The sequence below is a fragment of the Acetobacterium sp. genome (genome assembly GCF_039830195.1).
In the GTDB taxonomy this organism is placed as follows: Bacteria; Bacillota; Clostridia; order Eubacteriales; family Eubacteriaceae; genus Acetobacterium.
On the sequence record NZ_JBDODG010000043.1, the window covers coordinates 1 to 13,062 of the forward strand.

The following is a 13,062-nucleotide window of genomic DNA, read 5'->3' on the forward strand; positions in this document are numbered from 1 at the left end:
CTACCCGTGCTCGGGACTTTCACCCGTTAGATTGCGCCCATGCCGGGCGCACATACAACAAAAGCATCCAAACAATTTGTCTGGATGCTTTTTGTATGGGATTATTCGGCTTAGTAGCCGCTGACGGCTTCGCCTTTTAACATTTTAACGGCGGAACTGGTGCCGATACGGTCGCAGCCTTCGTTGATAAAGGCGATCAGGTCATCGACGGACTTAACCCCGCCGGCAGCCTTCATCTTTACATCCGGGCCGATATTGGCTTTAAATAGACGAATATCGGCGATGGTTGCCCCGGCGGTCCCAAAACCGGTGGAGGTTTTGATGTAGTCGGCTTTGGCATTGGTCACCAGCTCACAGACCTTGACCTTCTCATTCTCGGTCAGGAAACAGGTTTCGACAATCACCTTAAGGATCTTATCGCCGATGGCTTGTTTAATTTCGGCAATTTCATTTTGCACCAGGTCATAGTCCTGATTTTTCAGGGCAGTGATATTAATCACCATATCAATTTCTGCGGCGCCGTTGTTAACCGCCTCAACCGCTTCAAAAACCTTGACGGCCGTGGTATTGTAACCGAGTGGAAAACCGATGACAGTGCAGATATTCAGTTGTTCCCCATAGGTTTCTTTAATTTTTTTAACATAGGACGGCGGAATACACACCGATGCCGTTTCATAGGTGATGGCATCGTCGCAGATCACCTTGATCTCTTCCCAGGTGGCAAATTGTTTTAACAGGGTGTGGTCAATATGGCTTAAAATTTCCTTGTTTGTCATTTTCATTCTCCTAATTTTCGTAAATCAATGATGTGCTTCATCTTAGTTTACCGTACCGACCAATTGTTAATCTGTTGTTCGCTGCGGAATCGGACATGCGATGCCGTGTCCGCTCCGATGCGTACAACATGATGTAACAATTGTCAGTACTAGGTTATCATTCTAATTAATCCAACCGCTTATCTGGCCATGGTGTCTTTGAGGTTTTCATAGATTTCGGTATAGGTGTCAAAGACGCCCTGATAGGTTGCGTAGAGGTCTTTATTGGGCTGAACCGAATAGGCTTCTCTGACCATGCCATTGGTGGCCGCGACGAAGGATTCGTAAGCACCGGAACCGACCGCCGCGACGATGGCACACCCCAGGACACTGGCACTGGCGTCTTCCGTGACGACAATGGGCTTGCCGGTGACATCGGCGATGATCTGCATCCAGGTGGCGTCTTTGGTGACCCCGCCACAGCCGACAATGATGTTGATGGGACAGCCCTGGGCTTCAAAGTTATCGATGATATTTTTGGTGCCCAGCGCTACCGATTCCAGTAAGGCCCGGTAAATATGGGCTTTGGTATGGCTTAAGGTTAGACCGTAAATAACACCCTTGGCATTGGCATCTTTGTAGGGAGTCCGATTTCCCTGGAAGAAATCAAGGGCTACCAGACCTTCGGAGCCGGCGGGAATTTTGGCAACCAGTTCGTTCATATAGGCATAGGGGTTTTCGTGGGCACTCATCTCAAATTCCCGCATGAACCATTTGATGATCGAGCCGGCTGAAATCTGACCACCTTCCAGTAACCATTGGTCAGGCACGATGGCGTTGTTGTAAGGGCCCCAGATACCGTTGAGATTCAGTTTCTTTTCTGAGAAAGCCAGTTGAACAAAGCTGGTCCCCATGATCATGGCCAGTTTGCCTTCTTTGGCAACGCCTAAACCGAGCATCCCGATATGGGCATCAATCCCGCCCTGAACCACCTTCATTTCCGGGTTGATATCGTAATGATCAGCAAATTCACGGTTGATGGTACCGACGAATTCGCCGACATGCTTAACATCCAGAACCAGTTTTTCAGCATAATCTTCCAAACCAACCTGTTTGAAGAATTCGCCATTCCAGCCGCCTTCGCACTCGATATAATTCCATTTACAGGTTGAGTTACAGATCGAGGTCGCATAAACCCCGCAAAGCTGATAGTTCATCCAGTCCAGCTGTTCAATGATTTTATGGCTTTTAGCATAGATATCTTTTTGATTGTTTTTGATCCATAGTACCTTGGGAATCATCCATTCCACCGAGTCTTCGCCACCGGAGTATGCTAAAACCGGGTGTTTCGTCGCATTGATGACTTTCATTTCTTTCTTGGCCCGGGTATCCATCCACATAATTGCATCAGTCAGTGGGTTGCCTTGTTCATCCACCGGAATAACCGTTGATGAGGTCGAGCAGACGCTGACCGCCTGAATATGGTGGCGGATCTCTTTTGACAGTGATGACATCACGTTTTTGACCGCTTCATTAAAACAACTCCACCAGTCAGCCGGTTTCTGTTCGGCCCAACCAGCCTGGGGATAAAAGGTTTCATAAACCTGTTCATCACCGGCAATAACTGTTCCTTTAATATCCGTCACAACAACTCTGACACTCTGTGTTCCGGTGTCAACACCCATAAAATACTTTTCAGTGTTCATTTAATTTTCCCCCCATGGATAAAACATTATTTTATTGTAGAAATAACCACCTTTGGCTATTTCGGCAAAAACGTTGGGCACTTCATCAAGCGGTAAACGATGGCTGATAATGTCTTTGGCTGTCATGCCTTTTTCGGCAAACATTTTTAAGGATTCGGTCCAATCTTCACCGGGATAGGGTTTGGTAAAAGAATTCCAGGAACCGATCAGGCTCAGCTGGCTTCGCATTAAGGTATCCAGTTCTTTTTCACTGAGATCCAGACCTTTGTGGGAGATCCCCAGATAAACCGCCCGGCCCATTTTGCTGGCCATTAGAATACATTGTTTTTGCGCTGTGGGTACCCCAGAAAAATCAATGACGATGTTGGCGCCTTTTCTGTTGGTGGCTTTTTTAACCGCATCGACAGCATCTTCTTTTAAAGAATTGATGATGACGTCGGCGCCGACTTTTTTAGCAATTTCCAGTTTTTCATCCCAAACATCGACGGCGATCACTTGGGATGCGCCCGCCAGTTTGGCATATTGGGCGGCAAATAAACCGATTGGTCCGGTGCCCACCACACAAACCGAATCACCCGGCACAAAATTGGCCCGGGCCAAACCGTGATAAGCATTGGCGCACGGATCAAGGGTGGCCGCATCTTCGTAAGTAACGTTGTCCGGCACTTTCATCAGGTTGCCTTCTTTCACCGCCACATACTCAGCCAGGGCACCATTGCGGCGGGAACCGTAATAGTCGTAATGTTCGCAGAGAGAGTAAATACCTTTTTGGCACCATTCACATTCAAAACAGGGAATGAGTGGCGGTACCACGACCCGATCGCCGATCTTGAAGCTTTTGACATCCGCCCCCAGCTCAGTGATTTCGCCGGAAAATTCATGACCGATGATAATCGGTGAAACATGGGCGCCATAGGTCAGGGCCCGGGGAATATCAGATCCGCACAGGCCAACCGCCCGAACCTTTACCATCACTTCATCGGGCTGGACAATTGGTAATGGAACCTCTTCGACGCGCAAATCACCTGGTTTATACATAGATACAGCTTTCATTATTTCCTCCTTAATGTAACCTTTGGTGTGAATTGAAAATGGCTGAATTTGGTTGATGTAACCCTTTTCTTAATGCCTAAAAAAATATCGGCAGCTTGTTCTGACTGCTGATAAAAAACGCCGGTCCGTTTGAAATTTACTGTCGATTACTTATGACCGTCGAATTTGAACTCATTCTACCACCATAAACTAACGCTGTCAATACTCTTTGCGTCAATTATTAACTTTATTAAGCTGCCGGCAATTGTCAAACCACCTATTTTGACGTATAATGATCTTAGAAAATAGATCGGAGGCCATTTCATTGACTTCATTGCTAACTGAAATACGCACCAAGTACAACTTGTTCTCAAGCACCCAAAAGGTGATTGCCAATTACATCTTAGACCATCCCGATACGGTGTCGCTGCTTTCGATTACCGAGCTGGCGAAGAAATGTAATACCAGTGAAACCACGGTGATGCGGCTGTTAAAAAAACTGGACTACAGTTCCTACCAGATTTTTCGCATTAATCTGGCCAAGGAGTTTTCGGACACCCCCTCAGAAAGCATTATTGAGGAGATTCTCGGGGATGATGACATCAATACCATTAAGAAAAAGGTCATCGGTCATACCATCACCGCCATTAATGACCTGGAACATTCGCTGAAGGACGAGGTCATTGAAGCTGCCCTGAAGCTCCTGCTGGCGGCCAAACGGATTCTCTTTTTTGGCGTCGGCGCCTCGGCCTCTATTTCCATGGATGCCATGCATAAGTTCGGAAAAATCGGCCTGAATGTCTGCAGTTATCCAGACCCCCATTTTATGAATATCATTGCTTCCCATGTCACTGCCGATGACGTGTTGTTTGCGGTTTCCCATACCGGTGAAAGTCTGGAAGTATTAAGCACCGTCGCCATCGCCAAAAAGAACCAGGCCAAAATCATCGCCCTGTCCAGTTTTGAAAATTCATCCCTGGCGCAACAGGCTGATGTCTTTTTATCCAGCTCCACCAACGATAAAAAATACCATTCCGAAGCCATGGCCTCCCGAATTGTCCAGCTGACCATCATCGACATCCTCTATCTGAGTGCCTTTATGCGAAACGAAGCGGTCTTTTACGAGGCCCTCTCTGCTTCCCGGGATGCCGTCGGTCTGAATAAAACCTGAGTTTTAAAAACTAGAAAAGGAGATTTAGTATGAGTGTAATTACCTTTGTAGGCGCCGGTCAAATGGCTTCGGCCCTGTCCTTTCCGGCCACGGAAAATGGCCATGAAGTCCGCCTGGTGGGCACCCACCTGGATCGGGACATTATTGATTCCGCTGAGTTAACCGGTTTTCATCCAACCCTGAAGCGGCAGCTGCCCAAAGAGGGAATCAAGTATTATCAGCTTGAGGATGTGGAGCTGGCCCTGGATGGCACCAATGCCGTGCTGTGCGGCGTCAGCAGCTTTGGAGTGGACTGGTTCTGTGAAAAGATCCTGCCGCTGATCCCCGATGCGGTTCCGGTCCTTGCGGTCACCAAAGGCATGATTGATCAAGAAGATGGGTCGATGATTACCTACCCCGATTATTTTATCAGTAAACTGCCAGCTGGAAAAAAGCTCTCCATTAACGCCATCGGCGGCCCCTGCACCAGCTATGAACTGGCCGACAAGGATCACTCGGCCGTGGCTTTTTGCGGCACCGATATGGAAATTCTGCGGCGCTTTAAAAAACTGTTTTCCACCGACTATTATCACATCAGTCTGTCCACCGACGTGGTCGGCGTTGAATGTGCGGTCGCTCTGAAAAACGCCTATGCTCTGGGGGTTTCCCTGGCGGTCGGTCTGGCTCTTGGTCCCGACGAGTCGGGTAAAGAACATTATAATTCCCAGGCCGCTCTCTTCGGACAGAGCGTCAAAGAAATGAAACAGCTACTGACCCTTGTCGGCGGCGGTGAAGAAAATATTATCTATGGTGCCGGCGATTTATACGTCACCATTTTTGGCGGGCGCACCCGAAAAATCGGCACCCTGTTGGGCCAGGGCTGGTCTTTTGAAAAAGCCATCGCCGAACTGGAAGGCGTGACCCTGGAATCCATTGTCATCGCCACCCGCACCGCCCGCTGCGTAAGACGGCTGGCCGAACGGGGCGTGGTTAAACTCAAAGACTTTCCGCTGCTGATGCACGTCGACGACATCATCACTAACGGCGCATCCGTAGCGATCCCCTGGGCCGCTTTTGAGACCGAGAAATATTAAGTAGTAATTTTGCGATGCGGCGATTTCTTAAATAATTATTTTCCTACCCGGCAGATCCCCAAAAGATGATGTGGATCTGCCGGTTTTATGCTAAAATGATTAAAAGAAATCGAGGTAAGAAATGGAAATTTTTTCAACACTTGACACCTTGCAGAGCTTTCTTTTACAATTTGGCATCTGGACCCCGCTGGCATTTTTCTGCTTGCAGCTGCTCCAGATCATCATCGCCCCCATTCCCGGAGGCACCGTAGGCCTGGTCGGTGGCGCCCTGTTTGGCACCATTGGCGGTTTTTTAATCAGCGCTACCGGTACCTTGGCCGGTTCTGTCATCGTTTTTCTTTTATCGAAACGATTTGGCCGACCTTTCGTCATCCGGTTTGTCAGTTCGGAGCTGATTGAAAAATACGATCATATTAAAGAATCAAAACTCAACACCGTTCTTTTTCTGATTTTTCTCTTTCCGCTTTTTCCCGATGACATGCTCTGTTTTATCGCCGGTCTTTCGCCCATGCCAGTGAAAACCTTTATCCTGATTGTGATGTTAGCGCGAACTCCCAGTGTTTTTATCAACACCATGATCGGTGCCGGAATTATGGATGACAGCCCCACCCAGTTTATTATTGCGGTGACCATTTATGCTGTCCTGATCGCCGTTCTTTACTTTAACCGCAAGCGTCTGGACACCTTTATTCAGCACAGTAAAAAAAGAGTGGCCGAACTTCCCTCACCGCCCAAAATTGACAAGGAGCTTTAAATGACCGAGAAAACAAAAAAAGAACTGAACCGTTTGTATATGAGCGAACTGATCACCGCCCTGGTCTGTGGCATGCTGATATATTTGCTCACCGACTCCACCGGTCAGCCCCTGGATCTGCGCCTGCTGATTCCTGGCGGGGTACTGATTTTTATTATTCTCCAAAGCGCCGGCTATTGGTATTATCGTTACCAGCTGCTGGACAACCCCCGCACCCCGATGGACTGGGTAATGCCGGTTTTTTCAGTGCTGAAAAAGCTGGATCTGGTTTTATTTGCGTTGTACCCACTGTATTTGCTTTATCTGCTGATTTTTCAGCCCGATGCTTTTTTTATGACCATGAATATTTTTGGCCTGATCCTTTATGCTTTTTCGATGATTGAATACTATAATTACTATTATTTCAGTGTCCAAATCGGAACAATCAAAAAGAAAATTCCATCTGAACTCAGTCTGGAACTTTCGCACTATGAAAAGACAAAATTAATTTAACGAAGGGAAACGGTTCCCCCCTGGGCAGAACCGTGGTTTATACAACATGATGTACTTTGTTTCTATTTTACACACCATTAATCCGCTTTTTTTTGCACTTCTAGCCGTCCTTGGGCTACTTCTCTGGAAAGCCATCTATACCTTCAAAACCTACCCGGACGACCAGGAGCTGCGCCGCAATGCGATTAAGGAAATGGTCGTCGGCGGTTTTGTGCTGATATTAATTCTGGGTATCTTTGTCGTGGTTCCCCTGGTGGCCGGGATTACGGTCAAAGATGACGAATTATCGCTGCGACTACCCACTGGTTTCACCTTTGAGACCTATCCCGAAGCCGATATTCTTTCGGCTAAGATGGTCAGTCTCGATCAGACCGAGTATGCCATCGCGTCCAAGGTCGTCGGTACGGAAACCAGAGCTTACCGGGAAGGCATCTTCCTGCTCCAGAACGGCACCGAAGCTGCCGTCTTTGCCAACGGCAATACAGCCATCCTGGTGGAAACTCCCAACCGGATTCTACTGTTAGGACCTGATCGATTCGATGATTTTGTCAAAAACTTTAGTGAAAAACTGATTCCCGTTCAGCCTTAAGAAAAAAGCGTGCCTCTTCACAGATGGCACGCTTTTTTGCTATTTTGACTATTTGGGATCTTCAACTATTTTGGCCACCCGGCCCACCTGTCCGTCAGTGAGCATCACCTTGATGCCGTGGGGATGAGTGGGGCTTTTAGTGAGCAACTTGCTGACCCGCCCCTGGGTCAGCTTGCCGCTGCGCTGATCCGCCTTTAAGACAATCTCAACTAAGGCACCAATCTTAACGTCGCTTCTTTTCTGTCCGTTCATGCCTTTTCCTTTCGGGCCTCTTCCAGAGCAATGGCCAGCTGATCCATGCAGGAAGTGGGCTTTTTCCCACAGGTTTGGCCTTTAAACATCACTGTGATTTCATCTGCCGATTTTCCCTCAAGCAGCTTAACCAGGGCTTTTAAATTCCCGTCACAGCCGCCTTCAAAGGCCAGATTAGTGACCACGCCATCGGTTAGATCAAATTGAATGTTACGGACACAAACGCCCTGAGGCTTATAATTTAATGTCATCTTTTCCTCTTTCTATTTTAATACATTTTCCAGTCTGTTTTTCATTTGTTTGGTATAATCCTCTATCGGATGCACATATTCTTCATTCATAAAACGGGAATGGATGATAAAATCAGCGGTCGCCAGATTATTAGCCACCGGGATATCATAAACTGTGGCAATCCTGAGCAAAGCCTTAATATCCGGGTCGTGGGGCTGGGCTTCCAATGGATCCCAAATAAAGATCAGCATGTCAATTTTCCCATCCACAATCCGGGCCCCGATCTGCTGATCACCGCCTAATGGTCCGCTTTTAAAAATCTGTACCGGCAATCCGGTTCGCTCTTGAATAAGGCTCCCGGTTGTCCCGGTACCACACAAAAAATGTCCCTGTAATATTTCTTTATTCCGACTGGCCCAATCCAACAACTCTGCTTTTTTTCCGTCGTGAGCAATTAAAGCGATCTTCTTAGTTCTTTCAATTGTAACATCTAAATATTCAGTCTCCATTTTTCCCCCATCTACTTTCTTTGTGCATTTTTTACCATAGCCTATTTTCTGACTTCAAAATCCAGCAGCTTGACATCTTTTGATAAGAATTCTGATTTTACCTTTTCTTCCTTAACATAGTCCGTGCTTAAATATTTTTTATTATCATCGGCAAAGACGGTGACGACCACCGCATTGGGATCTTCCAATAGATCCTGGGCAATGATGGCAGCGATAAAATTGGCACCAGATGAAATCCCTACCCCCAGGCCCAATTCTTTGGACAGCTTCTGGGCCATAATGATGGCATCCCCATCATCCACTGCGATGATATCATCCAATTCATCCAATTTAATCAGATCCGGGACAAATTCGTCTGAGATTCCCTGGATCCGGTGGCTGCCAACCTTATAGCCGGTGGACATGGTTGGTGAACTGGCTGGTTCCATCGGATGGACTTTAATTTCCGGATTCTTTTCTTTAAAATACCGGCCTAAGCCCATGACCGTTCCGCCCGTTCCGACACCCGCTACCAACGCTTGCGGTGTTACGCCAAACGCCGCCAATTGGACATCGATTTCCGGGGCCGTCCGTTCATACTGAGCCTGGGTGTTCTCTTCATTGGAAAACTGGCACGGCAGAAAAGCATTGCTTTCGGCTGCCAGGGCGCCGCATTGAGCAATACTCCCTAAAAAACCACCTTCTTCTTTGGAAACCAACCGAACTTCGCCGCCATAACTACGAATCAGATTTTTTCGTTCGTCACTCATCCAATCCGGCATATAGATTACCACCGGATGTCCCAAGCAGGTGCCGACGGCGGTAAAGGCAATCCCGGTATTTCCGCTGGTGGCTTCGACGATGGTTTCCCCTTCATGGATCTCACCCTTTTCATAGGCTTTTTTAAGGATATGCAAGGCTACCCGATCTTTGATGCTGCCGGTGAGATTATAATGCTCTGCTTTTGCATAAACGCATCGGGGTTGGCCCTGATATAAAAAATTGATCTTTAACAAGGGTGTATTCCCGATGAGTTTTTCTAATGCTATAAACTTTTCTTCGTTATCCATTTACCTTATCCTTCATCGTATTTAGTTTGTTTCCCCAATGACCCAAATCAAACAAAATTGGGGTCAAGTTGAGTCCTTCACCGGTTAATGAATACTCCACCTTTGGGGGTACCTCATGATAAGATTCCCGATAAACAATGCCACATTCCTCCAGCTCTTTTAACGAACTGGTCAGCATCATACTGGTAATCCCGGCGATTTCTCTTTTTAATTCATTAAACCACATGGTTTGTTGACCAAGTGTACAGATAATCGGGAGTTTCCATTTGCCATCAATCATTTTGAGCGCCTGTTTGATAGCGCACTCCGGTTTCACACAATGATTGTCCTGATCGGATTCTGCCTGATTAATTGGACATATCTCGCCGTTTATACAATGGTTGTCTTTCATTATTCTCTCCAACGCTCAGAAATTTGTTTCTAAGTCATAATTTTCTGCCTGCTTGTTTTTTATCCTGGCACTGTTATAATCATACTAAATTAAACAAAATAAATCAATGTTTATCAGGAGGTAAAGATGAACGAAGTAATTGAATTTTTTAATGACTGTGGTGTTTTCTTCTTAGCTACCGTGGATGGCGATCAGCCCAAGGTTCGTCCATTCGGATTCGTAATGGATTATGATGGAAAACTCTGTATCTGTACAAGTAATAAAAAACCGACTTTCAGCCAAATAAAAGCAAATCCTGCTATTGAAATTTGCGGTTCAAAAGACCCTAATTGGGTACGCATAAGTGGCAATGCAGTTGTTTGTACAACACCTGAATCGCAAGCCAAAGCTTTAGAATTGGTTCCAATGTTAACCAGTATGTATGCCGTGGGTGATGAATTGTTTGAAATTATCGCTATCGAAAATGCGGTGGCCGATTTCTGTTCCATGACTGGCGAAAACCATCAGGTTATTTTATAAGGCACGTCTCGGGGCGCTCAAATTGCTGAGGCCCTTTTTTATTGTTCTTTTTCTATCTGATAATTGCCCTTTTTTCTTGCATTTTCTTCAGATATCCGTTATAGTGATAGTAACTGAACTCCGTTCTTTTGGATTCAGTAATTCTCTTCGTGTGTTCGTGACCTTCCACACGTAAAACAAAACTAAAGGAGTTTTTTTTATGCGAAAAATTAGTGTTCTCTTTGTTACACAAGCGGCGGTCATTGCCGCAATGTACGTGGTTCTGACCTTTGTGTCCAGCTCAATGGGTTTGGCCAGCGGCGAAATTCAAATTCGGCTCTCCGAAATGCTTGTTATCCTACCGGCCTTTACACCGGCAGCCATACCAGGCCTTTTCCTCGGCTGTTTACTGAGCAATCTCTTAACCGGCTGCACCGTGATTGATATTGTCTTTGGCAGCCTGGCAACGCTTATTGCGGCAGTCCTCAGTTATCAGCTGCGAAACCACAAGTATCCGCTGCTGGTCACAGTCCCACCCGTGGTAGCCAATATGATCGTGGTCCCGTTTATTCTAAAATTCAGTTACGGTGTCCCCTTACCAATCCCAGTCATGATGGCAACGGTAGGTATTGGCGAAGTGATCTCCTGTGTTGTGCTGGGTTCAGTACTTTACTTTGCCTTAGACAAGCGTCGGGTTATTTTCCGCCAAAGCTAAAATAGAGCTATGTAGTATCATTTAAGACAGGCACAATATGCCTGTCTTTTTTTAGTTTAGCTGCGAAAGCCTAGATTCTGAAATATAAACTGGATCTGGACGCATTGCAACTGAAGTAAAAAAACATTAAAATGTAATCAGCTATAAAGAACCCGAAATGAGTAAAAAAATTAATATTTTCTGTCACGACCCATGATTTACAATTGTCTAATTTATTATAATACAAAATTACATGAAAGGAAGATAATATGAATAACAAAACACATGAAACAAATGAGAAAATCGAACTGGCCATAAATGGCGACAAGTTGGCATTGGAAAGCCTGCTCGGCAGTGTGCAGGATATGATTTATAACCTGTCATTACGGATGCTCGGCAGTCCCCCTGATGCAGAGGACGCTACCCAGGAAATTCTAATCAAAATAATGACGGGCTTGTCCTCTTTCAGGAAAGAGAGTGAGTTTTCTACTTGGGTGTATCGCATCGCAACCAATTACCTGCTAAATTATAAAAAGTCTTTTTTTGCAAAACAACCGCCACTTAGCTTTGAGTTTTATGGGGCGGACATTGAGGCCGGATTTTTGAAAAATAATCCGGGTATGATGAATGGCGTAGACGAAGATATTTTGACTCATGAACTTAAAATGTCCTGTACCAACGTCATGCTCCAGTGTTTTGACCCGGAAAGTCGTCTGATCTATGTCCTGGGCATCATGTTTAGAGTAGACAGCAAGGTATGCGGTGAGATACTGGGGATTACTCCGGAAGCATACCGCCAGCGTTTATCGCGGATTCGTCAAAAAATGGCCGACTTTATGAAGCAATATTGCGGTCTTGCTTCACCAGAAAAATGCAACTGCCAAAAGCGGATTGGCTATGCTATTACCAATCACCGCTTAAATCCGGCCAATTTAGAATACCATCAACTTGAACAAATCGATGAAGTTGTTGCGTTAGACTATTTGGCAGCAATGGAAGAAATGGATACGGAATCAGCTATTTTTGCTAAATTGCCCAAATATCGTTCCCCCAAGAACAAAAATGATTTTCTGCAAAAAATACTATGCTCTGAAAACATGGCGACCATCATGGGTCGAGCTTAAAGGAGCACCACTATGGCAAGAATACCTGAATATAGAGAATTAATAAACACGCGGCTGGCCAATACTTACGGTGGCTGGATCTATTGCGAGGGTTGCAATAAGACGATTGGTTATCTGTGTTATGTTACTTATGACCTTTTTTTGTTGAACTATCAGTGCAAATGCGGAAATTGTGGAAGTGTTCATCTTGTGTTTTCGTGTGGAAGTACGGAGCAAATCAGTAGTGAACAATCATTGATTACTATAAAGAATCGTCTTTGTTGTCCTGAAGATAAATCTCCATTAGTTACAATTTTGGAAAAAAACCTTGATGCATTTAAATTTGAAATAAGCTGTAATACATGTAATGCAAAATATCAGGTGAAATAAGCGTAACAGAAATATTATTATACAGGTAATTGCGACACGGCAATTGCCTGTATGTTTGTTTGAAATTCCTGAAACTTGCTAGCCGCTAAGCATCTAGTCGAAGATGGCGACACTAACTTGGAAAATACATTTATCTCCAATCTAAAAATTACTGCCATTGAATGAAGCCGTGCAACTCCGTCTTCGCTGCGCTGCGCCTGCGTTTGGGGCTTCGCCCCATAAAAAAATAGATTGGAACATTGATTTTCAAGTGAACTTGAATCAGGCTCTTACCTTCACTACCGTCGTACTCACTCATGCGACACTTCGTCTCCGCTACGCTGCGCCTACGTCGCGTCAGTCGCCAGATGGCTCCTTCCTAAAAATATAAAAA

General features: G+C 45.7%; 17 protein-coding genes. 8 read left to right on the forward strand and 9 right to left on the reverse strand.

Going from position 1 to position 13,062, the window contains the following annotated elements:
* Nucleotides 1-110: 110 nt before the first annotated feature.
* From deoC to ABGU93_RS13745, 3 genes are all read right to left on the reverse strand, one after another.
* A complete protein-coding gene (gene deoC / locus ABGU93_RS13735) occupies nt 111-776 on the reverse strand; it encodes a deoxyribose-phosphate aldolase (RefSeq protein WP_347414004.1) in 666 nt (221 codons plus the stop codon).
* A gap of 179 nt (nt 777-955) precedes the next feature.
* Complete coding sequence (locus ABGU93_RS13740; RefSeq protein WP_347414005.1) at nt 956-2,461, reverse strand: FGGY-family carbohydrate kinase; 1,506 nt, start codon at nt 2,459-2,461, stop codon at nt 956-958.
* Nucleotides 2,462-3,514 carry a galactitol-1-phosphate 5-dehydrogenase gene (locus ABGU93_RS13745; protein WP_347414006.1) on the reverse strand — a complete coding sequence of 351 codons (1,053 nt, stop codon included), beginning with the start codon at nt 3,512-3,514 and terminating at the stop codon, nt 2,462-2,464.
* Between the two features lie 304 nt (nt 3,515-3,818).
* On the opposite strand from ABGU93_RS13745, the gene ABGU93_RS13750 reads away from it, so the two are divergent.
* The 5 genes from ABGU93_RS13750 (at nt 3,819) to ABGU93_RS13770 (ending at nt 7,572) form a co-directional block, all read left to right on the forward strand.
* The gene (locus tag ABGU93_RS13750) at nt 3,819-4,664 is read left to right on the forward strand and encodes a MurR/RpiR family transcriptional regulator (protein ID WP_347414007.1); all 846 of its coding nucleotides are present in this window, start codon (nt 3,819-3,821) and stop codon (nt 4,662-4,664) included.
* 29 nt (nt 4,665-4,693) lie between these two features.
* A complete protein-coding gene (locus ABGU93_RS13755) occupies nt 4,694-5,737 on the forward strand; it encodes a glycerol-3-phosphate dehydrogenase (RefSeq protein ID WP_347414008.1) in 1,044 nt (347 codons plus the stop codon).
* Between the two features lie 121 nt (nt 5,738-5,858).
* On the forward strand, nt 5,859-6,491 hold the full coding sequence (locus tag ABGU93_RS13760; RefSeq protein ID WP_347414009.1) for a TVP38/TMEM64 family protein: 633 nt from the start codon (nt 5,859-5,861) through the stop codon (nt 6,489-6,491).
* Nucleotides 6,492-6,983 carry a hypothetical protein gene (locus tag ABGU93_RS13765; protein ID WP_347414010.1) on the forward strand — a complete coding sequence of 164 codons (492 nt, stop codon included), beginning with the start codon at nt 6,492-6,494 and terminating at the stop codon, nt 6,981-6,983.
* A gap of 46 nt (nt 6,984-7,029) precedes the next feature.
* The gene (locus ABGU93_RS13770) at nt 7,030-7,572 is read left to right on the forward strand and encodes a PH domain-containing protein (protein WP_347414011.1); all 543 of its coding nucleotides are present in this window, start codon (nt 7,030-7,032) and stop codon (nt 7,570-7,572) included.
* A 48-nt stretch (nt 7,573-7,620) separates the two neighbouring features.
* Here the strand turns inward: ABGU93_RS13770 and ABGU93_RS13775 are convergent, their stop codons facing one another.
* From ABGU93_RS13775 to ABGU93_RS13795, 5 genes are read right to left on the reverse strand one after another with little or no spacing between them, the layout of a single operon-like run.
* Complete coding sequence (locus ABGU93_RS13775) at nt 7,621-7,824, reverse strand: YwbE family protein (RefSeq protein ID WP_347414012.1); 204 nt, start codon at nt 7,822-7,824, stop codon at nt 7,621-7,623.
* Nucleotides 7,821-8,075 (reverse strand): TIGR03905 family TSCPD domain-containing protein, encoded by a 255-nt coding sequence (locus ABGU93_RS13780; protein ID WP_347414013.1) that lies wholly within the window; start codon nt 8,073-8,075, stop codon nt 7,821-7,823. The genes ABGU93_RS13775 and ABGU93_RS13780 overlap by 4 nt, the downstream gene beginning before the upstream one ends.
* A gap of 12 nt (nt 8,076-8,087) precedes the next feature.
* On the reverse strand, nt 8,088-8,564 hold the full coding sequence (locus ABGU93_RS13785) for a methylglyoxal synthase (protein ID WP_347414014.1): 477 nt from the start codon (nt 8,562-8,564) through the stop codon (nt 8,088-8,090).
* A gap of 41 nt (nt 8,565-8,605) precedes the next feature.
* Complete coding sequence (locus ABGU93_RS13790) at nt 8,606-9,613, reverse strand: PLP-dependent cysteine synthase family protein (RefSeq protein ID WP_347414015.1); 1,008 nt, start codon at nt 9,611-9,613, stop codon at nt 8,606-8,608.
* Nucleotides 9,606-10,004, reverse strand: coding sequence for a helix-turn-helix domain-containing protein (locus ABGU93_RS13795; RefSeq protein WP_347414016.1), 399 nt, complete (start codon nt 10,002-10,004; stop codon nt 9,606-9,608). The genes ABGU93_RS13790 and ABGU93_RS13795 overlap by 8 nt, the downstream gene beginning before the upstream one ends.
* A 126-nt stretch (nt 10,005-10,130) precedes the next feature.
* Here ABGU93_RS13795 and ABGU93_RS13800 point away from each other — a divergent pair, with 126 nt between their 5' ends.
* The 3 genes from ABGU93_RS13800 to ABGU93_RS13810 all read left to right on the forward strand — a co-directional run bounded on the left by ABGU93_RS13800 (nt 10,131) and on the right by ABGU93_RS13810 (nt 12,320).
* The gene (locus tag ABGU93_RS13800) at nt 10,131-10,523 is read left to right on the forward strand and encodes a pyridoxamine 5'-phosphate oxidase family protein (RefSeq protein ID WP_347414017.1); all 393 of its coding nucleotides are present in this window, start codon (nt 10,131-10,133) and stop codon (nt 10,521-10,523) included.
* A gap of 199 nt (nt 10,524-10,722) precedes the next feature.
* Nucleotides 10,723-11,217: a QueT transporter family protein gene (locus ABGU93_RS13805; protein ID WP_347414018.1), complete on the forward strand. Its 495-nt coding sequence runs from the start codon at nt 10,723-10,725 to the stop codon at nt 11,215-11,217.
* Between the two features lie 248 nt (nt 11,218-11,465).
* The gene (locus tag ABGU93_RS13810) at nt 11,466-12,320 is read left to right on the forward strand and encodes a sigma-70 family RNA polymerase sigma factor (RefSeq protein ID WP_347414019.1); all 855 of its coding nucleotides are present in this window, start codon (nt 11,466-11,468) and stop codon (nt 12,318-12,320) included.
* Nucleotides 12,321-12,837: 517 nt separating this feature from the next.
* Here the strand turns inward: ABGU93_RS13810 and ABGU93_RS13815 are convergent.
* Complete coding sequence (locus ABGU93_RS13815) at nt 12,838-12,987, reverse strand: hypothetical protein (protein WP_347414020.1); 150 nt, start codon at nt 12,985-12,987, stop codon at nt 12,838-12,840.
* Nucleotides 12,988-13,062 lie beyond the last annotated feature (75 nt).